Source organism: Streptomyces sp. NPDC002156 (genome assembly GCF_053593675.1).
Genome location: NZ_JBSFDA010000060.1, coordinates 37,557 through 56,049, shown reverse-complemented (window position 1 = coordinate 56,049; position 18,493 = coordinate 37,557). Strand labels below are relative to the sequence as shown.

The window sequence follows — 18,493 nt, the reverse complement described above, 5'->3', positions numbered from 1 at the left end:
CCCAGACCCCCCCTTTCGGCCTGAACGGCCTCGTCCTCAAGCGCCGGACGGGCTGGGGGGTGGTGGCACGTGGGTGGGTGGGAAGTCGCGCTGAACGCGCTCGTCCTAAACGCCGGGCGGGCTGAAAGACGAAAGACAAAAGCAATGCCCGCGCAGCTCCCCAGCTGCGCGGGCATTTTTTGCCGTCCGCCGCACCCCCGTCCCCACGGGGTTTCATGGGTGGATGTCCCCGCCCGGACCGCTCTTCCGGGCCTGGGGTCGCCGCTCAGCGCCCCAGCATCACTCCCACGGACGACGCTTGTGTGACCACTGCTTCCCAGCCGCCGAAGACGACCACGAGCAGGGCTGCCAGAGGAAGGACCATTGCTGTCGCCACCAGTGGGTGGCGCTGGCCCTGTCGGCGCGGGCGGAACGCGGCGACGTACGCCTTGCGTCCCTGGGTGCGGAGCGCCGTCCGCGATGCCGTGTGGGCCATGGTCCCTCTCCTGACCGTTCTCTTGTTGGTTGGCAGCGGCGGGTGTCTGACCTCGGGGGACGAGTGCTGCACCCGCCGCTTGACCTCAAATCTAGGCTGCCGACGGGTAGCGGTCGTCATGCCCTCGTACCGATTGCCGGGCCTCCCGGAGGATGACCCGTGACCTGCGGAGTACTCCCCTGGGTGGAGACGAAGTCCTAGGTCTCAGGGTCTTCCCGGAAGGGGTGCCCGGTGTGTCCCCTACTGTTCCGAGCTGTCCTCTCGGGGCACCGGCTGTTCGACCAGTGCCAGGACTCGGGTCGCCATGAAGCGGGCCGTGCGGACGACTGATCCGCTGCGGGTGACTTCGCTCACTTCCACCACACCCCGGCGTACCGCCGTCTCCACCCGGCGGCCCGCCCTGCTGGCCACCACCTCATACGTACGTGTCGTGTCCCCGGCATCCACCACTATCTCCACGCGGTCACCCTTCACGGGTCCAATCCCCCTTCTGCGACGGGTGGTTGGGATCACACGCGCCGTCAAGCCGCCCTGTTCGCGCGCTCCCTGACCACCTTTCAAGTCTCCCACCCGGCACTGACAATCCATCGGGACGAGAGGGCGCGGCCTCTGCGCGCACCCGGCCGGGGAAACGTAAGCTGTCGCTCGTCAAACGGACCGGGCAGCGGGGATGAACATGGCGATGATGCGCCTGAGGCGCGAGGACCCGCGCGTCGTCGGCTCGTTCAGGCTTCACAGACGGCTCGGCGCGGGCGGGATGGGCGTTGTCTACCTGGGCTCCGACAAGCGGGGGCAGCGGGTCGCGCTGAAGGTGATCCGGCCGGATCTGGCGGAGGATCAGGAGTTTCGGTCCCGGTTCGCTCGCGAGGTCTCCGCCGCGCGGCGGATTCGGGGTGGGTGCACCGCGCGGCTCGTCGCTGCCGACCTTGACGCCGACCGGCCTTGGTTCGCCACGCAGTACGTGCCCGGGCCCTCCCTGCACGACAAGGTGGTCGATGAGGGGCCCCTCAGCGCCGCCGATGTCGCCTCCATCGGTGCCGCCCTCTCCGAGGGGCTCGTCGCCGTGCACGAGGCCGGGGTCGTCCATCGGGATCTCAAGCCGTCCAACATTCTGTTGTCCCCCAAGGGGCCTCGGATCATCGACTTCGGCATCGCCTGGGCCACCGGGGCGTCCACACTTACCCATGTCGGTACTGCGGTCGGTTCGCCCGGCTTCCTCGCTCCCGAACAGGTGCGCGGGGCGGCCGTCACTCCGGCCACCGACGTGTTCTCGCTCGGGGCCACTCTCGCGTACGCCTCGATGGCCGACTCGCCCTTCGGGCACGGCAGTTCCGAGGTGATGCTGTACCGGGTGGTGCACGAGGAGGCCCACCTCCAGGGTGTTCCGGATGCCCTTGCACCCCTCGTACGAGCCTGTCTGGCCAAGGATCCGGAAGAACGGCCCAGCACGCTCCAACTGTCCTTGCGGCTCAAGGAGATCGCGGCGCGCGAGGCTCAGGGCATGGCTGACGTGCGGCCGCCCGCGCCGCGTTCCGCCGAGGCGGAGCGGCCGACCGGGCGGCTCACCGAGAGCTATCCGGATCAGCGGCCTCCGTATCACCATCAGACTCAGCCCCACTCGCAGTCACAGGCCCCTTCCCAGCCTCAGCGGCGTCCGCAGGGGCCTGCCTCCGGGGCTCGTGGGGCGGCTGTGCCGTCCCGGGGTGGCGGCGGTGCGCCTCGGGGGGACAGTCCCTCTCGGGGTGGCGGGGTTTCACGCGGTGGTGCCGGCTCGTCCTCGTCCCGTTCCGGGGCTCGGCCCGTTCCCGGCTCGCGGAACGGGAGCCGTCCCGGGCCGCGCAGTGGTACCGGGCGGCCGACGCCGCGTGGCACGGGGACCGGGCGGCGGCCCGCCAATCCTCGGTTGTTGCGGCAGCGGTTGTTCGTGTTCGTTGTCGTCACGCTGCTGGTGGCTCTGGGGATCGCTGCGGCTCAGGGGTGTCAGGGGCCCAGTCGTGGGCTTGGGGACGACAGTGGTGGAAGCGGGCGGGAGCAGCGGCACGAGCAGGTGCAGTTGGACAACAGGCCTGGTGACGATGGGCCGTTGGCGCCCGGAGTGCCCCAGTCGGACTCGGACTGAGTACTCCGCTGGAAGCCCGGTGCGTCGGCTGCGGGTCCGCTGTGGCTTGTCGCGCAGTTCCCCGCGCCCCTAAGGGGCGCGTCCACCTGAGGTCCGCGTCGCGGCAGGGGCGCGTCCACCTCAGGGGGCGCGTCACCTCACGGGTGCGTCACCTCAAGGTTGGGGACGGCCTGTTGCCACTGCGTAGAAGGCGACCGCTGCTGCTGCGCCCACGTTGAGGGAGTCGACTCCGTGGGCCATGGGGATGCGGACCCATTCGTCGGCGGCCACCAGGGCCTGGGTGGAGAGACCGTCGCCCTCCGCGCCGAGCATCAGGGCTACGCGGTCCATCTTGTGCGGGGCGGTCTCGTCGAGGGTCTTGGCCTTCTCGTCGGGGGTGAGGGCCAGGAGTGTGAAGCCCGCCTCGCGGACCGAGTCCAGGCTCTTGGGCCAGGTGTCCAGGCGGGCGTACGGGACGGAGAAGACCGCGCCCATCGAGACCTTGACGCTGCGTCGGTACAGGGGGTCCGCGCAGTCCGGGGAGAGCAGGACCGCGTCCATGCCCAGGGCGGCGGCGCTGCGGAAGATCGCGCCGATGTTGGTGTGGTCGTTGACCGACTCCATCACCACCACCCTGCGTGCCGTCTGCAGGAGTTCGTCCGGCGTCGGGAGCGGTTTGCGCTGCATGGAGGCCAGGGCGCCTCGGTGCACGTGGTAGCCGGTGACGCGTTCCGCCAGCTCCGGGCTGACCGCGTACACCGGGGCCGGGAGTTCGTCGATGACGTCGCGCATGACGTCGACCCACTTGGCTGACAGGAGCATCGAGCGCATCTCGTAACCGGCGTCCTTGGCGCGTCTGATGACCTTCTCGCCCTCGGCGATGAAAAGGCCCTCCGCGGGCTCGCGTTTGCGGCGCAGTTCGACGTCGGTCAGGCCCGTGTAGTCGCGCAGGCGCGGGTCGTCGGGGTCCTCGACGGTGATGAGATCGGCCACAGGGGTGATACTGCCTTGTCCTGGGTGCGGTGCCAACGGCTGGGAACGGGTTGTGTTACCGGGGGTTACGCCGATGTCTCCGGACCTGTCTCGGGGACTCCTTCCAGAGCTGCCTCCGGAGCTGTCTCCGGGCCTACGTTCACCACCGCGCCGATCACGATCACCGCCGGCGGCTTCACCTCCTGCGTACGGACCGTCTCGGCGACCGTGGCCAGGGTCGCGTCGACGCGGCGCTGGGCCGCCGTCGTGCCCTCCTGGACCAGGGCGACCGGGGTGTCCGGGGACTTGCCGTGCGCGACCAGGGTCTCGGCGATGCGGCCGATCTTGTCGACGCCCATGAGGACGACGAGCGTGCCGGTCAGCTTGGCCAGGGACGGCCAGTCGACGAGGGAGCGTTCGTCGTCGGGGGCGACATGGCCGCTGACCACCGTGAACTCGTGGGCGACCCCGCGGTGCGTGACCGGGATGCCGGCCGCGCCCGGGACCGAGATCGAGCTGGAGATACCGGGGACGACCGTGCAGGCGATGCCCGCCTCGGCCAGCGCCTGGACCTCCTCCATGCCCCGGCCGTAGACGTAGGGGTCGCCACCCTTCAGCCGTACGACCCTCTTGCCCTGCTTCGCGTGTTCGATCAGCGCGTTGTTGATGGCCTCCTGGGCCATGAAACGGCCGTACGGGATCTTCGCCGCGTCGATCACCTCGACGTGCGGGGGCAGTTCGGCGAGGAGGTCGCGGGGGCCGAGGCGGTCCGCGATGACGACGTCCGCCTCTGCCAGCAGGCGGCGGCCCCTGACCGTGATCAGGTCCGGGTCGCCGGGGCCGCCGCCGACCAGGGCGACACCGGGGGCGCGGGTGCGGTGGTGGGGCGCGACGAGCGTGCCGTCGCGCAGGCCCTCGACGACCGCGTCTCGGATGGCGGCGGTGTGGCGGGGGTCGCGGCCCTTGGCGTCCGTGGTGAGGACGGCGACCGTGACGCCCTCGCTGTGGCCGGTGGCCGGGGTCCAGGCCGTCGCCGCGTCGGCGTCGTCGGAGCGGACGCACCACACGCGGTGCCGTTCCGCTTCGGCGGAGGCCTGGGCGTTGGCCTGCGTGTCGCTGGTCGCGATCAGGGCGTACCAGGCGTCCGCGAGGTCGCCGTCCGCGTAGGGGCGGCGCTCCCAGGTGAGTTCGCCCGCGTCCGCCATCGCCTCCACGGAGGGGGTTGCCTCCGGGGACACGAGGAGGATGTCCGCGCCCGCCTTGATGAGGGCGGGGAGGCGGCGCTGGGCCACCTGGCCTGCGCCCAGGACCACCACTCGGCGGCCGGTGAGGCGGAGGCCTACGGGGTAGGCGGGGTGTTCGGCCATGGGGGTGCGGCTCCCTCTTGCGGTGGTTCTGATCGGAGCCGGTGCGGATCTATGGCGGGTGGCCCCTGACGTGCGCATTTTACGGTGCGGGTGGGGTGGGGGCTGGGGGCGGGGGTTTCTCCTCCCCAAGCCCGCCCCTTCCCGAAGCCGGGGGCTCCGCCCCCGGACCCCCCGTACGTGCGGGTTCGTTTGCGGCTGTGCCCACCCGTTCCGCCCTGGCGGAACGACTGCCCACAGCCGCGCGGGCCGCTACTTCTCCGTTACTCCCGCCGAGTCGAACGTCGCCACCTCGTGCATCGCCCTCGCCGTGCTCTGGACCAGGGGCAGGGCCAGCAGGGCGCCCGTGCCCTCGCCGAGGCGGAGGTCCAGGTCGACCAGGGGGCGCAGGCCCAGCTTGTTCAGGGCCGCCACGTGGCCCGGTTCCGCGCTGCGGTGGCCCGCGATGCAGGCGGCCAGGACCTCGGGGGCGATCGCGCGGGCCACCAGGGCGGCGGCGCCGGCGCTGACGCCGTCCAGGATCACCGGCGTACGGAGTGAGGCGCCGCCGAGGAGGAGGCCGACCATGGCCGCGTGTTCGAAGCCGCCGATGGCCGACAGGACGCCGATCGGGTCGGCCGGGTCCGGCTGGTGGAGGTCGATGGCACGGCGGACGACCTCGGTCTTGCGGGCGAGGGTCTCGTCGTTGATGCCGGTGCCCCGGCCCGTGACCTCCGCGGGATCCGTGTCCGTGAAGACCGAGATCAGGGCCGCCGACGCCGTGGTGTTGGCGATGCCCATCTCGCCCGTGAGCAGGGCCTTGTTGCCGGCCGCCACCAGGTCGCGGGCCGTCTCGATGCCCACCTCGATGGCCGCCTTGGCCTCCTCGCGGGTCATCGCCGGGCCGGTCGTCATGTCGGACGTGCCCGCGCGGATCTTGCGGGGCAGCAGGCCCGGGGTGGCGGGCAGGTCCGAGGCCACGCCCACGTCGATCACGCAGACCTCGGCGCCCACCTGGCTGGCGAAGGCGTTGCAGACCGCGCCGCCGCCGAGGAAGTTGGCGACCATCTGGGCCGTCACCTCCTGCGGCCAGGGGGTGACGCCCTGGGCGTGCACTCCGTGGTCGCCCGCGAAGATCGCGACAGCCGCGGGTTCCGGGATCGGCGGGGGGCACATGCGGGACAGGCCCGACAGCTGCGCGGAGATGATCTCCAGCATGCCCAGCGCGCCCGCCGGTTTCGTCATGCGCTTCTGGCGTTCCCACGCCTCGCCGAGCGCCTTGGCGTCCAGCGGGCGGATGTTGGCGACGGTCTCGGAGAGCAGGTCGTGCGGCTCCTCGCCGGGCAGCGCGCGACGGCCGTACGTCTCCTCGTGCACGACCCACGACAACGGGCGGCGCTTGGACCAGCCCGCCTGGATCAGCTCAGGCTCCTCCGGGAACTCGTCGACGTAGCCGACGCAGAGGTAGGCCACGACCTCCAGGTGTTCCGGGAGGCCCAGAGCGCGGACCATCTCACGCTCGTCGAAGAAGCTGACCCAGCCGACGCCGATGCCCTCGGCGCGGGCCGCGAGCCACAGGTTCTCGACCGCGAGCGCGGAGGAGTACGGGGCCATCTGCGGCTGCGTGTGACGGCCGAGGGTGTGCCGGCCGCCCCGGGTCGGGTCGGCGGTGACGACGATGTTCACCGGGGTGTCGAGGATGGCCTCGATCTTCAGTTCCTTGAACTGCTTCGCACGGCCCTTGGGGAGCGACTTGGCGTACGCCTCTCGCTGCCGCGCGGCCAGTTCGTGCATCGTGGCGCGGGTCTCCGCCGAGCGGATCACCACGAAGTCCCACGGCTGCGAGTGGCCGACGGAGGGCGCGGTGTGCGCCGCCTCCAGGATGCGCAGCAGTACGTCGTGCGGGATCGGGTCGCTGCGGAAGCCGTTGCGGATGTCCCGGCGCTCGCGCATCACCTTGAGCACGGCCTCGCGCTCGGCGTCGTCGTAGCCGGGGGCGGCCGGGCCCGTGGACTCTCGTACGTCTTCCACCACGGCCGTGCTCTCTTCGCTCTCTGCGCCCTCTTCCTGGTCGGCGGCCCTGGTGTCCAGGTCCTCCGCTTGCTGCGCCATCTGTCCGGCGTCCGGGTCGGGGGTGGTTTCGGGCTCGTCCGCCACGACCGTGAGTGCCACCGCCGGTTCGGGAGCCAGGGCTTCCGGGTTCTCGGGCTCGGTGTGCTCGGTGGGCGGTTCCGGTTCCGGTTCCAGTTCCGGTTGCGGAGCCTGGAGAGCGGGCTCGGGCTCGGGTGCGGGCACCGGATCGTTCTCCTGGGGGAGGACGAGGGGGTGCGGGGGTGTCGGGGCCAGGTGCGGGCTCGTGGGCACGGTGCCGTCCACCGGGACGAAGTGGCCTACTTGCTCAGCCGGCAGTTGCGGTTCCGCGAACGCGGTGGGCTCCTCGGCGGGAGCGGCCACGGGCTCCGGCGCGGGAGGCAGGGGCGCGGTCGGTGCGGCAACGGCTTCGGGTGCCTCGGGGACGCCTGCCTGTACTTCCGCTACTTCCGCGACCGCGGCCACGGCGGGCTGCGGCTCCGCCGGGGGTTGTTCGGCGTACTCCGGCAGGGGCGCGGGCGCCTCCGCCGGTACGGCCTCGTACTGGGGTTCTGCGGGCGGGGCGACCTCGGTCACCTGGGCGGCGGTGTCCGCCAGTTGAGACGCCGGGTCCGCAAAGTGGACGATCGGGGGCTCCTCCACGACGGGCGCGGGCGCGAACTCCTCCACGGGGATGCCCTGGGCCTCGACGGGGATGCCCGGGGTCTCGACGGGAGCACCGGCGTCCACCGCCTGCGGCTCGCTCTCGGGAGCGGCCTGCGGGGCCATGTGCGGGGTGAGGGGCTGGGCCGGAATCCGGTGGGCCTCGGGGGCGAACTGCGCCTCCGGCACCATCGGGGCGTCCGGCGCGATCTCCGCGACCTGCGCGTCCGCGACGACCTGTACGTACGGTACGACCTGCACGTCCTCCGGTACGGGTGCCGCCTCCGGGGCGGCGATCGGAGCGTCCTCGGGCTGCGGTGCGGCGGCCTCGGTCTCCAGCGGGGCCTGGGGCACCTCGGGGGTGACCTGGGCCTCAGGGAGGACGGGGCCGACCTCGGGGGTCTCGGCGACGGGGGGCGCCACGGCGGGGTCCGGGAGCGGGGGGACCTCGAAGGCGTATGCGGCGGCCTCGGTGTTCTCGAAGCCCTCGGGGCCCCGACCGGCGTACGCGTCCTCCGGCGAGTGGGCCGGGTGGGCGGCGGGCTCGGGCGTCTCGTACGCGGCCTCCGGAGTCGTCTCCTGGGGCGTCGGGACGGCGTTCGGGACCTCGGGCAGCGGCTCCGGGGCCGGGGCGGGGGCCTCGGCCAGAAGCGGAGCAACCGTTTCCGCAGGGTGCGCCTCTTCGGCCACCTGCGGGGCCGGCGCGGCCTGTACCGCCGTCTGGGTCTGGGCCTGGGCGCCCCAGGGAGTGGCACCCTGCGGGGCGGGGTCCGCGAGCAGCGGAGGCGCATCGAGGTATTCGGGGCCGGGGGCCGGTGCGGGCGTACCGAACTGGCGTCCGGGTGCGGGCATGCCCGCCGGGCCGCGGTCGGCGAGGGAGCGGACCGGGCTCGTGGAGGCGTCGGGGGTCGGCGGGCCGAGGTGCAGCGGGCGGCGGGGCGGGATCGGTGCCGTCGCCTGAGCGGTGGGGGCCTGGGTCGCCATGCGGACGGCACTCAGATCGACCGAGCCGCTGTCGCGGCCGCCGGTCTCGTGCGGGCCGGGCTCGTGCACGGTCTCGACGACGGGCGCGGGGGCGGGCGGAGCGACCTCGTTGCCCCAGGCGCTCTGGGCGCCCGGGAGCAGCAGGAGGTCTTCGTCCTCGGCGGTGGTCTCGGAGAGGTAGGTGTACGCACCGTGCGCGGGAACGCCCGGCTGTTCCACCATGCCTGCGTTCTCCGGCAGTCCCTCGGCCGGGACCTGGCCGGTGTCGGTCATGCGAACCCCTCGCCCATCGGTTAGTGCTTCTACGACCAGCTCACCCGGAACGGCGCACCGATCGCCCCGTAGTGAAGAACGAGCATGCGTGCCCAGCGGCACGAACGACCCGCCCCAGAAAGGCGACAAAGCCATTAACTGGCGTTGTCGTCATCAACAGGCATTCTTGCGGTCGTTCCGCCGTAACGGCAGCTTGATCCGCCACGACCCGCTGTGGACTGCGCCACGTTGCGCGCCCTACCGGTTCCGCCGTACCACACTCACCCCAAAACGGGTGTGCTTTCCGGACATTGGGCTACGAAGTGCCGGGCCACCGAGTGCAGTGCAACGGTCGGCCAGCCTACCGCGCGCAGTACGACAACAGGATCACGGGACGGCAATCGGCGTCAGGGCGCGCGGTCTGGCAGGACTCCGCTGAGCAGGAACGCGACGCTCCGTTCCTTCTCCGTCCAGGCCCGGGTGTCCATCTCGACGGACTGGAGGAGGGCGCACTCGACGTCGTAGCCGTGCTCGGTCAGGTCGCGGCCGATGAGTTCGGCGGCGTCGCGGGTCGCCGCGTGCGTGACGATGCGCTGCGGGCGCCGGTCGGCGACCGCGGAGACCACCGCCGCTCCCCCGCCGCCGACGCGGACGACGTCGGGCTCGGGGAGGTCCTCCAGAATGTGCGGGGCCTCGCCGCGCACGATCTGGAGCTGGACGCCGAAGCGCCGGGCGGCGAAGTCGGTGCGGGCGCAGGCCTCCACGTTCCGGTCGACGGCGATGACGGCGGCGCCGCTGCGGGCCGCGTCGGTGGCGAAGGCGCCGCTGCCGCAGCCGATGTCCCAGACGAGGTCGCCCACGCGTGGCCCCAGGCGGGCGAGTTGGGCGGCCCGCAGCAGCTCCGTCTCGCCCTCGGCGTACTCGGTGGCGCGATGACCGTACGCCTCGGTGGGCAGCGCCCAGCCGCGCGGGCCCGCCGCCGGGTCGCGGCCGGCGATCCAGCCGCCGTCGCCGCTCGCGGCCGGGCCGCCGATGACGATGACGACGTTCGGGTCGCGCCAGATGCGGTCGGCGGCCTTGTCGGAGGTGAGGACCGTGATCTGTTCGCGCTCGGTGCCCAGTTCCTCGCAGATGACGAAGGTGCGGTGGACCCCGTCGAGGAGCAGGCCGAGTTCGGCGGGGCCCGCGCCGGGTGAGGTGAGGACTGCGACCTTGGCGTGGGCGCGGCACACGTTGACCGCGCGGCGCAGGGTGCGGCGGTGGGCGACGACGACCTGGGCGTCGTCCCAGGGCATGCCCGCGCGGGCGAACGCGGTGGCCACCGGGGACACGGCGGGGACGACCTCGACCTCCAGGCCGAACTCGGGGTTGCGCAGGGTGCGTACGACACCGAAGAAGCCGGGGTCCCCGTCGGCGAGGACGACGGCGGTGCCGCGATGGCCGGCGATGCGGCGGGCGGCGAGGGCGACACTGCCGAGGCGGATGCGTTCGGCGGCCGGGGGGACTTCGGGGAGCGCCAGATGGTGGGCCGCGCCGGCCACCAGCGTGGCGGCGCCGAGGGCGGAGCGTGCCGTGGCGGTGAGGGGCGAGCCGTCCCAGCCGATCACCGTGACCCGGTCGGCCATCGTCGTCAGTCTCCAGAGGGTGCGCGCGGGTCTTCGGGGAGGACGGTGTCGTCCTGTACGGAGTCGGCCGTCTCGGGGCTCCGTGAGGGTACCCCGGTGTGCCCGGCGTGTCCGGTGGCGTCCCCTCGGTTCAGTTCCAGTCGGAGTACGACGTGAAACCGCTGTTGTCGGCCAGTTCCTCACCGGCTCCTTCGAGGTCCTCGGGCAGCAAGCTCCACACGATGAAGTCGGTGCGTACGTCGGTCCAGGTGCCGTCCTCGGTGCGGACGTGCGCTATGCAGGCACCCCGCAGGACGCCCTCGCTGATGCAGCCGATCTTCTGGGCGACCTGCTGCGAGGCGGTGTTGTCGGCGGCCGTGCGCAGCTCGACGCGCTCGAACTTCTGGTCGCCGAGCACCCATTGGGAGGTGGCGAGCGCGGCCTCGGAGGCGTAGCCCTCGCCGCGTGCCCAGGGGGCGGTGATGTACGACAGCTCGGTGGACCGGATGTGCCAGTCGGTCCTGGTGAGCTGGATGACGCCGACCAGGCGCTGGGTGAGGAACTCCGTGACGGCGAAGTCGAGGCCGCGGCCTGCGGTGCGTTCGGCGGGCGCGTACTCGGTGATCCAGGTGTGGGCCGCGGCCTCGGTGAAGGGCTGGGGGACGTCGGTCCAGGCGGCGACCTGTTCGTCGTTCATCATCTCGGCCAGCGCGGGGATGTCGTCCTCGTCGAGAGGGCGCAGTACCAACCGGTCCGTGCTGATGGAGATGTTGGGGAAGGTGCTCGTCATGCGCCGCTCCATAGCCTTCGAAAACCTGCGAACCATCAAACCCGCACGGCCTGTTGAACTGCCCAGCATGCAGCATCCGGCTCCCGAACTGCATAACGGGGTCCACTCGGGGTGAGCGAGTGGACCCCGTACGTGTCGGTAAGGGTCTAGAAGGACGCGATCACGGAACCGTCGTACTTGTCCTCGATGAACTTCTTGACCTCGGCGGAGGTGAGGAGCTTGGCGAGCTTCGCGACCCGGGGGTCGTCCTCGTTGCTCTTCTTCACGGCGAGGAAGTTGCCGTACGGGTTGTCCTTCGGGGACTCCGAGACCAGGGCGTCCTTCGCGGGCGAGAGGTCCGCCTCCAGGGCGTAGTTGCCGTTGATCACCGCGGCGTCGACGTCGTCCAGGGAGCGCGGGGTCAGGGCCGCCTCCAGCTCCTTGAACTCGATGTTCTTGGGGTTCTCGGCGATGTCGTTGGGCGTCGCGTCGTTGCCGACGCCGTCCTTGAGGGTGATGATCCCGTTGGCGTCGAGGAGCTTGAGGGCCCGCGCCTCGTTGACCGTGTCGTTCGGGACGGCGATGGTGGCGCCGCTCTTCAGCTCGTCTGCGCTCTTGAGCTTCTTCGAGTAGAGGCCGAGCGGCTCCAGGTGGACCGTGACGACCGGCACGATGTCCGTGCCGTTCTTCTCGTTGAACTCGTCGAGGTACGGCTGGTTCTGGAAGTAGTTGGCGTCGACCGACCCGTCCTCGGTCGCCGGGTTCAGCGTGGCGTAGTCGGTGAACTCCTTGACGTCCAGGTCGAGTTCCGCCTTCTGCGCCAGGTTCTCCTTGATGTAGTTCAGGATCTCGGCGTGCGGGACGGTGCTCGCGCCGACGACCAGCGGGCCGCTGATGTCAGAGGCGGAGTCCTTGTCCGAGCCGCAGGCGGTGAGACCCAGGGTGAGGGCTCCGACGGCGAGGGCGGCAACGGTGAACTTTGTGGCGTTACGCACGAAAAGTGCCTTTCCATGTGGGTGTGGCTGTCCCCGTGATGGGTGGTACGGGGAAATCTGCGGGTGGGTGTGGGGGTGGTGAGGGGGGTACGCGGCGGCTCTCAGGCGGCCTTGCCGAGCTTGGGCCTGGCCTTCAGGAGCCGGAGCCTGGGCTCCGATCCGGAGCCGCCGCCGCGCCGGTGCAGCCTGCGGGCCGCGTAGTCACCGGCGAACTGGATGACCGAGATGACGACCGCGAGGATCGCCACGGTGATCCACATCAGGCCGTTCTCGAAGCGCTGGAAGCCGTAGCGGATGGCGATGTCGCCGAGGCCGCCCGCGCCGACCGTGCCGGCCATCGCGGAGTAGCCGATGAGGGCGACGACGGTCGTGGTGGCCGACGAGATCAGCGAGGGCAGCGACTCGGGTACGAGGACCCGGCGGACGACGGTCCAGGTGTTGCCGCCCATGGCCTGCACGGCCTCGACGAGCCCGTGGTCCACTTCGCGGACAGCCGTCTCGACGAGACGCGCGAAGAACGGGATCGCACCGATGGCGAGCGGCACGATGGCGGCCTCGCGGCCGATCGTCGTACCGGTGAGGGCACGCGTGAAGCTCATCAGCGCGACCATCAGGATGATGAACGGCATCGACCGGGCGATGTTCACGACCTGCCCGATGACCTTGTTGGCGACGACGTTCTGGAGGAGGCCGCCCCGGTCGGTCAGGACCAGCAGGATGCCGAGCGGAAGCCCGCCGACGACGGCGATCAGCGTGGACCAGCCGACCATGTAGAGGGTGTCCCAACACGCCTGCTCCAGCAGGGGCTGCATCTCGGACCAGGTCACTTGGCACCGTCCTTGACCAGTTGACGCTCTCCGACGACATCGATCTGCAGACCCTGTTCGCGCAGGAAGCCGACCGGCACGACGTTCTCCTCGTAGCGGCCCGGCAGTTCGATGCGCATCCGGCCGACCTGCCTGCCCCCGACGGTGTCCATCGCGGCGCCGAGGATCGAGATGTCGATGTTGTACGTACGGGAGAGCTGCGAGATGACGGGCCTGGTGGCCGCGTCCCCCTGGAAGGTGACGTCGATGACCGTGCGGTCGTCCCCGGAGGCGTCGCCGCTGACCGGGAAGAGCGCGGCGGCCAGTTCGGAGCCGGGGGTGGCGAGCAGCTCGCTGACGGTGCCGGACTCGACGATCCGTCCGTTCTCCATGAGGGCGGCCGAGTCGCAGATGGACTTGACGACGTCCATCTCGTGCGTGATGAGCAGCACGGTGAGCCCCAGCTGCCGGTTCAGGTCGCGCAGCAGCTGGAGGATGGAGCGGGTGGTCTCCGGGTCGAGGGCGCTGGTGGCCTCGTCGGAGAGCAGCACCTTGGGGTCGCCGGCGAGGGCGCGGGCGATGCCGACGCGCTGCTTCTGGCCGCCGGAGAGCTGGGCCGGATAGGACTTGGCCTTGTCGGAGAGGCCGACGAGGTCGAGCAGCTCCAGCGCCTTGCGGGACCGCTCGTTCCCCGACGTACCGAGGATTTCGAGAGGCAGCTCCACGTTGTCCTGGACGGTCCGGGAGGAGAGCAGGTTGAAGTGCTGGAAGACCATGCCGATCCGGCTGCGCGCCCGGCGCAGTTCCCGGCCCGCCCGGGGTCCGCGTCCGGCCAGGGCGGTGAGGTCGTGGCCGTCGACGCTCACGGTGCCCGCGGTGGGGCGTTCCAGGAGGTTGACGCAGCGGATGAGCGAGGACTTGCCGGCGCCGGACTGGCCGATGACGCCGTACACCTCGCCTTCGCGGACGTGCAGGTCGACGCCGTCGAGGGCGGTGACTTCACGACCGCGCGAGCGGTAGACCTTCGTGAGGCCGGACGTGGTGATCACAGGGGTTTCCGTCACTGTCGAGTGCGCGGGCGTGGGTGTGCCCGGGACACGGGAAGAGGATGTGCACGGCTCGGGGCGTCACGTACGTGCGTAGCGCGTGATGAGTCTCAGGAGTCATACGGCTGCGGCGTACGGACATGCCACGGCGGCTGCTTCGGGGCTCCCCCACTCTCGACTTCGCTCGAGCGGGGGGACCCCCAGGCTCAGGGGGTGGTGCGAGGGCCCTCTAGAAGGCGCACATTCGACACATACAACGAGCACCGGGCGTCAGGGTCGCCTCGGTCGCAAGGGTGCGGCTGCTCGTAGTGGTCATGCGATCAGTAAAGCAGACGTATGGACACGGCCAAGAACGTCCGTCCACGCCTGTCCGGAGTATGGACAGGCGTGGACGTGTATCAGCCACGTACTTGGATCTCCACGCCAGCGGCGGTGACCAGCGCGGACAGGGCCGAGAGATCGTCGACGACCAGATCGGCGGTCAGTTCGTGTGCCTCGTGGGTTGTGGCCAACGCCACGGTGGTCATCCCGGCGGCACGGCCTGCCCGGAGCCCGGCGGGGGCGTCCTCGAAGACGACGCAGCGGGCCGGGTCGACGCCCAGTTCACGGGCGGCGAGGAGGTAGGGCTCGGGGTCGGGCTTGCCGCGCGTGACGTCGTCGGCGGTGACCAGCGTCTTGGGCAGGATGCCGACGGCGTCGAGCCGCGCCTCGGCCAGCCGCCGGGTCGCGGAGGTGACGACGGCCCACCGGTCGGCGGGGAGGGAGGCGAGGAACTCCGCCGTCCCGGGCAGCAGTACGGCGCCACCGTTCGGTACGTCGTCCACCTCGAGTTGCTCGATCCGGGCGACGGCGCCGGACACGGCCTCGGCGGGCAGCAGGTCGGCGGCTATCTCGGCGGCCGGCCGCCCGTGCAGTCCGACCCGCGCGAACGCCTCGGCGGTGATCCCGTACTCCACGCACCACCGAGTCCAGCAGCGCTCCACGGAGGCGAGGGAGGAGAGGAGGGTGCCGTCGTTGTCGAACAGCAGGGCGTCAGCGTGGATCGTCATGGCCTCGACCCTACGGGGCCGACGGCACCTGCCCTTTTCGGCCGTAATAGGGTCGGCGGCATGCTTGATGCCCTGACGGTCGCCACCTCCGTCGCCGCCCTCGCGCTCGCCGCCTGGTGCGGCTGGGCCACGTACCGCGATCAGCCCACGAAGGACTGGCACTTCATCGGCATGGGCGTGGTCACCGTGCTCACCGTGGTCCAGCTGGTGGTCGGCATCGTCCAGCTCGCCCGGGGCGAGAAGCCGGAGCAGGGTACGACGATCTTCGTGGCGTATCTGCTGGGCGCGCTGGCGTGTGTGCCGGTGACGGGGTTCATGTCGCTGGCGGAGCGTACGCGGTGGGGCTCGGTGACGGTGGCCGCCGGCGGGGTGGTGCTGGCCGTGCTGGAGGTGCGGCTCTATGACATCTGGGGAGGGTGAGATGGCCACGGCGGAGAGGTCGCGGCTGATCAGTGGGCCGGGGATGTTGCTGGTCTGGCTGTACGGCGTGATGGTCGTGGGTGCGGTGTCCCGGTCGGTGGTGCAGATCTCCACCGAGTTCGGGCATGCGCCGCTTGCCTACTCGCTGTCGGCGGTGGCCGGGGTGGTGTACGGGTTCATCACGTACTCGCTGGTGCGGGGTGGGGAGCGGGCTCGTCGGGCTGCGTTCGTCTGCTGCGCCGCCGAACTTGCCGGGGTGTTGATCGTGGGGACGTGGACCTTGGTCGAGCCGTCCGCGTTTCCCGACTCGACCGTGTGGTCCGACTATGGGGTGGGGTACCTGTTCATCCCGGTGCTGCTGCCGCTTTCCGCCATGTACTGGTTGCGGCAGGCTCGTTCGCCCAAGGGGGAGATTGGCTGAGGGTTCTGCGCGACTGCGGGTCCGTCGTGGCTTGTCGCGCAGTTCCCCGCGCCCCTAAGGGGCGCCCCCGTGAAGCCCTGTCAAGCAGTGGCCGCGTATGTTCCCGCCTGCTTTTCCAGGACGATCATCGGTACGCCGTCGTTGCCCTTGTCGGTGCCTACCGTTTCGTAGCCGACTCGGCGGTAGAGGCGGAGGCCGGCGTCGCTGCGGTGGCCCGCGCTGAGGCGGAACCTCTTCGCGCCGCGTTCTTCCGCGAGGGCCGACTCGGCGGCGCGCAGGAGGCGGGCGCCGATGCCGTGGCCCTGGAGGCGGGGGTGGACGCAGAGTTTGCCGATGGACGCCGTGCCGTCGGGGTTCGGGGTGCCGCGCACCGAGCCGACCACCTCCTCGCCCAGCCGCGCCACGAAGACGCAGTCCGCGCCGACTTCCTCCCGCACGGAGTCCAGGGTCTGGACCAGCGGATCGATCCGGTAGTTGCCGTACAGAGCGGCCTCGCTCTGGAAGCACAGGTACTGCAGCCGGAAGATCTGCTCCGCGTCCCGTTCGGTCGCCACCGAGATGGTCACGCTCATGCCCATGTGTGCACGCCTCCCGCTCACCTGTTCAGTCGTTTGTTCCTCACTCCTATCCCCGTGCTTCGCGGGCCGCAACCTCCGGCGTCAGCAATCGACGGAGACATCCCAGGCATCTGGAACGTTCCGGACCAAGACTGCCCTGTGAGATACCCAACTCCCCCGCGATTTCCCTGTATGTGAGGTCCTTCGGCGACAGCAGGGCCTCCAGCAGACTCGGGCAGCGGCCGGGCAGCCGGCGCACCGCGTCCCGCAGGGCGCGATGCCGGGCGGCGGTGAGGGCGAGCTGTTCGGGGCCCGGGCGGTCGTCGGCCGCGGGCTGGTCGCCGTACGGCCGTTCGATGCGGGCGGTACGGCGGTTGCGGCGGGCCTCGGAGCGGACGGCCCGGCGGAGCCAGTTCTGCGGGTCGGCAGGCGGGCCGTCGGAGTCGAGGCGTTCCAGGAGGCGGAGCCAGACGGCCTGTTCCAGGTCGCTCGGCTCGGCGCCGTAGGCATATGCCTCCGCCGAGGCCTCGGCGGCGAGCAGCGGGCGCAGGGCGGAAACCATGTCGTGGGTCATATGCGGCACGACGCGGCCGCTCCGGCGGGAGGTTGCCGGAGCGGCCGGTTGTCACCCCAATCGGGGCAGGGCGTTCAGTCGTTGACGCATGACTCGTCAGCTGCTCAGGAAGTCCTTGCGGGCCAGTACGCCCGTGTCCGGGTTGTCCGTGAAGACGCCGTCGATGCCCGTCGCGAAGTACGTGCGGTACGCGCCGAAGGCGTCTCCGTAGGCGTCCGCGTCCGTGCCCTTGCGGAAGTTCGTCGGCAGGAAGGGGTTCTCGTTGCGCATGGTGTACGGGTGCAGGATCAGGCCCGCCGCATGCGCGTCCGCGACCAGGGTGGTCGGGGAGGTGAGCGCGCCGTTCGAATCCTTCGGGATGACCAGGTCGAGGGTCGGGCCGATGCCCTGCGCGTAGGAGGCGATCTCCCGCAGACCGGCCGGCTTGACCAGGTCGGCGACCGTGCGCGGGTCACCGGTCGTGATGAAGTCCCAGGGACGCGTGTTCGCGGCCGAGAGCAGGACGACGAGCGGGTTGCCGACGAGCCGGTTGAAGCGCTGGATGCTGGTCGGCTCGAAGGACTGGAGGATGACCGGCGAGTTCTTCCTGTCCTTGCCGTGCTTCTTCAGCAGCTTCGCGACCCGCTCCTCCAGGCCCAGGCCGAGCGCCCGGAAGTAGGTGGGGTGCTTCGTCTCGGGGTAGATCCAGACCTGCTTGCCGCGCTTGCGGGTCTGCTCGTCCTGCCAGCGGAGGACCTCTTCGAAGGTGGGGATCTCCCAGCGGCCGTTGTAGAGGGTGTTGTGCGGGCGGTTGGCCGGAATGCGCTCGATCGCGCGCAGCGTCTTCAGCTCGGCGAGCGTGAAGTCCTCGGTGAACCAGCCGGTGAGGGTGACACCGTCCAGGACCTTGGTGACCTTGCGGCTCGCGAACTCCGGGTGGTCGGCGACATCGGTCGTGCCGCCGATCTCGGGCTCGTGGCGGCAGACGATGTGACCGTCCTTGGTGGGGACCAGGTCACCGGCCTCCACGATGTCCGCGCCCAGGTCGAGCGCCAACTGGTACGACCCGAGGGTGTGCTCGGGGCGGTAGCCGCTCGCACCCCGGTGGCCGATGATCGTCGGTACGGGCAGGCCCTTCAAGCCACCGCCTCCATGCTTCGCGTCCTGTCCGGTCTGCTGGGTGTCGGCTCTCGCCGCGCCGGGCAGTCCCAGGACCGCTCCGCCCGCACCCAGCATCGCGGCTCCGAGCAGCGTCCGCCGCCCCGTCCCCGTCGACTCCCCCTGCGCATGTCCGTTCGACTCCAGCGTGCCCATGAGCGCCCCTCCTGCCGCACCGTCATCTGTCCAAACGGACCGATCGTAGGTGTGTGTACATGGCGACAGGGAGGCCTCGGGCAGAACACGCGGACGACAACG

At 71.0% G+C, this 18,493-nt stretch carries 17 protein-coding genes; 3 read left to right on the top strand and 14 right to left on the bottom strand.

Annotated features, from left to right (window positions below; genetic code table 11):
• Nucleotides 1-265 precede the first annotated feature (265 nt).
• Together ACWCRB_RS24085 and ACWCRB_RS24080 are read right to left on the bottom strand one after the other, a co-directional pair.
• Entirely contained in the window at nucleotides 266-475 is a 210-nt protein-coding gene (locus ACWCRB_RS24085) for a hypothetical protein (protein WP_053740242.1), read from the bottom strand.
• 240 nt (nucleotides 476-715) lie between these two features.
• Nucleotides 716-949 (bottom strand): hypothetical protein, encoded by a 234-nt coding sequence (locus ACWCRB_RS24080; protein ID WP_081223398.1) that lies wholly within the window; start codon nucleotides 947-949, stop codon nucleotides 716-718.
• A gap of 196 nt (nucleotides 950-1,145) precedes the next feature.
• On the opposite strand from ACWCRB_RS24080, the gene ACWCRB_RS24075 reads away from it, so the two are divergent.
• Nucleotides 1,146-2,594, top strand: a complete 1,449-nt coding sequence (locus tag ACWCRB_RS24075) for a serine/threonine-protein kinase (RefSeq protein ID WP_450998000.1) — start codon at nucleotides 1,146-1,148, stop codon at nucleotides 2,592-2,594.
• 153 nt (nucleotides 2,595-2,747) lie between these two features.
• On the opposite strand, the gene ACWCRB_RS24070 is transcribed toward ACWCRB_RS24075, so the two are convergent.
• The 9 genes from ACWCRB_RS24070 to ACWCRB_RS24030 all read right to left on the bottom strand — a co-directional run bounded on the left by ACWCRB_RS24070 (nucleotide 2,748) and on the right by ACWCRB_RS24030 (nucleotide 15,126).
• Nucleotides 2,748-3,566 (bottom strand): TrmH family RNA methyltransferase, encoded by an 819-nt coding sequence (locus ACWCRB_RS24070; protein WP_369034278.1) that lies wholly within the window; start codon nucleotides 3,564-3,566, stop codon nucleotides 2,748-2,750.
• A gap of 65 nt (nucleotides 3,567-3,631) precedes the next feature.
• Nucleotides 3,632-4,912 carry a uroporphyrinogen-III C-methyltransferase gene (gene cobA / locus ACWCRB_RS24065; protein WP_450997999.1) on the bottom strand — a complete coding sequence of 427 codons (1,281 nt, stop codon included), beginning with the start codon at nucleotides 4,910-4,912 and terminating at the stop codon, nucleotides 3,632-3,634.
• A gap of 249 nt (nucleotides 4,913-5,161) precedes the next feature.
• Nucleotides 5,162-8,878 (bottom strand): nicotinate-nucleotide--dimethylbenzimidazole phosphoribosyltransferase, encoded by a 3,717-nt coding sequence (cobT, locus tag ACWCRB_RS24060; RefSeq protein ID WP_450997998.1) that lies wholly within the window; start codon nucleotides 8,876-8,878, stop codon nucleotides 5,162-5,164.
• Nucleotides 8,879-9,264: 386 nt separating this feature from the next.
• Entirely contained in the window at nucleotides 9,265-10,482 is a 1,218-nt protein-coding gene (cbiE, locus tag ACWCRB_RS24055; RefSeq protein WP_450997997.1) for a precorrin-6y C5,15-methyltransferase (decarboxylating) subunit CbiE, read from the bottom strand.
• 130 nt (nucleotides 10,483-10,612) lie between these two features.
• The gene (locus ACWCRB_RS24050) at nucleotides 10,613-11,251 is read right to left on the bottom strand and encodes a GNAT family N-acetyltransferase (RefSeq protein ID WP_450997996.1); all 639 of its coding nucleotides are present in this window, start codon (nucleotides 11,249-11,251) and stop codon (nucleotides 10,613-10,615) included.
• A gap of 146 nt (nucleotides 11,252-11,397) precedes the next feature.
• Entirely contained in the window at nucleotides 11,398-12,225 is an 828-nt protein-coding gene (locus ACWCRB_RS24045) for a MetQ/NlpA family ABC transporter substrate-binding protein (protein WP_450997995.1), read from the bottom strand.
• A 101-nt stretch (nucleotides 12,226-12,326) separates the two neighbouring features.
• Entirely contained in the window at nucleotides 12,327-13,052 is a 726-nt protein-coding gene (locus ACWCRB_RS24040) for a methionine ABC transporter permease (protein WP_450997994.1), read from the bottom strand.
• Entirely contained in the window at nucleotides 13,049-14,080 is a 1,032-nt protein-coding gene (locus tag ACWCRB_RS24035) for a methionine ABC transporter ATP-binding protein (RefSeq protein WP_450997993.1), read from the bottom strand. The genes ACWCRB_RS24040 and ACWCRB_RS24035 overlap by 4 nt, the downstream gene beginning before the upstream one ends.
• 395 nt (nucleotides 14,081-14,475) lie before the next feature.
• Nucleotides 14,476-15,126, bottom strand: a complete 651-nt coding sequence (locus ACWCRB_RS24030) for an HAD family hydrolase (RefSeq protein ID WP_450997992.1) — start codon at nucleotides 15,124-15,126, stop codon at nucleotides 14,476-14,478.
• Between the two features lie 60 nt (nucleotides 15,127-15,186).
• On the opposite strand from ACWCRB_RS24030, the gene ACWCRB_RS24025 reads away from it, so the two are divergent.
• Both ACWCRB_RS24025 and ACWCRB_RS24020 read left to right on the top strand, forming a co-directional pair.
• The gene (locus ACWCRB_RS24025; RefSeq protein WP_450997991.1) at nucleotides 15,187-15,546 is read left to right on the top strand and encodes a hypothetical protein; all 360 of its coding nucleotides are present in this window, start codon (nucleotides 15,187-15,189) and stop codon (nucleotides 15,544-15,546) included.
• Nucleotides 15,527-15,967 carry a hypothetical protein gene (locus tag ACWCRB_RS24020; RefSeq protein ID WP_450997990.1) on the top strand — a complete coding sequence of 147 codons (441 nt, stop codon included), beginning with the start codon at nucleotides 15,527-15,529 and terminating at the stop codon, nucleotides 15,965-15,967. Before ACWCRB_RS24025 ends, ACWCRB_RS24020 begins: the two co-directional genes overlap by 20 nt.
• Before the next feature lie 80 nt (nucleotides 15,968-16,047).
• Here ACWCRB_RS24020 and ACWCRB_RS24015 read toward each other — a convergent pair whose 3' ends face one another.
• The 3 genes from ACWCRB_RS24015 to ACWCRB_RS24005 form a co-directional block, all read right to left on the bottom strand.
• On the bottom strand, nucleotides 16,048-16,545 hold the full coding sequence (locus tag ACWCRB_RS24015) for a GNAT family N-acetyltransferase (RefSeq protein ID WP_369034289.1): 498 nt from the start codon (nucleotides 16,543-16,545) through the stop codon (nucleotides 16,048-16,050).
• Between the two features lie 46 nt (nucleotides 16,546-16,591).
• On the bottom strand, nucleotides 16,592-17,098 hold the full coding sequence (locus tag ACWCRB_RS24010; RefSeq protein ID WP_405540723.1) for an RNA polymerase sigma factor: 507 nt from the start codon (nucleotides 17,096-17,098) through the stop codon (nucleotides 16,592-16,594).
• Nucleotides 17,099-17,194: 96 nt separating this feature from the next.
• On the bottom strand, nucleotides 17,195-18,391 hold the full coding sequence (locus ACWCRB_RS24005; RefSeq protein WP_450997989.1) for a glycerophosphodiester phosphodiesterase: 1,197 nt from the start codon (nucleotides 18,389-18,391) through the stop codon (nucleotides 17,195-17,197).
• Nucleotides 18,392-18,493 lie beyond the last annotated feature (102 nt).

What these genes read in the sequence shown, in the direction of transcription:
- ACWCRB_RS24020 (WP_450997990.1), top strand. Translation starts at nt 15,527, where the DNA reads ATGACATCTGGGGAGGGTGAGATGGCCACGGCGGAGAGGTCGCGGCTG.
- ACWCRB_RS24005 (WP_450997989.1), bottom strand. Translation starts at nt 18,391, where the DNA reads ATGGGCACGCTGGAGTCGAACGGACATGCGCAGGGGGAGTCGACGGGG.
- ACWCRB_RS24015 (WP_369034289.1), bottom strand. Translation starts at nt 16,545, where the DNA reads ATGGGCATGAGCGTGACCATCTCGGTGGCGACCGAACGGGACGCGGAG.
- ACWCRB_RS24085 (WP_053740242.1), bottom strand. Translation starts at nt 475, where the DNA reads ATGGCCCACACGGCATCGCGGACGGCGCTCCGCACCCAGGGACGCAAG.
- ACWCRB_RS24030 (WP_450997992.1), bottom strand. Translation starts at nt 15,126, where the DNA reads ATGACGATCCACGCTGACGCCCTGCTGTTCGACAACGACGGCACCCTC.
- ACWCRB_RS24075 (WP_450998000.1), top strand. Translation starts at nt 1,146, where the DNA reads ATGAACATGGCGATGATGCGCCTGAGGCGCGAGGACCCGCGCGTCGTC.
- ACWCRB_RS24010 (WP_405540723.1), bottom strand. Translation starts at nt 17,098, where the DNA reads ATGACCCACGACATGGTTTCCGCCCTGCGCCCGCTGCTCGCCGCCGAG.
- cbiE (WP_450997997.1), bottom strand. Translation starts at nt 10,482, where the DNA reads ATGGCCGACCGGGTCACGGTGATCGGCTGGGACGGCTCGCCCCTCACC.
- ACWCRB_RS24050 (WP_450997996.1), bottom strand. Translation starts at nt 11,251, where the DNA reads ATGACGAGCACCTTCCCCAACATCTCCATCAGCACGGACCGGTTGGTA.
- cobA (WP_450997999.1), bottom strand. Translation starts at nt 4,912, where the DNA reads ATGGCCGAACACCCCGCCTACCCCGTAGGCCTCCGCCTCACCGGCCGC.
- cobT (WP_450997998.1), bottom strand. Translation starts at nt 8,878, where the DNA reads ATGACCGACACCGGCCAGGTCCCGGCCGAGGGACTGCCGGAGAACGCA.
- ACWCRB_RS24025 (WP_450997991.1), top strand. Translation starts at nt 15,187, where the DNA reads ATGCTTGATGCCCTGACGGTCGCCACCTCCGTCGCCGCCCTCGCGCTC.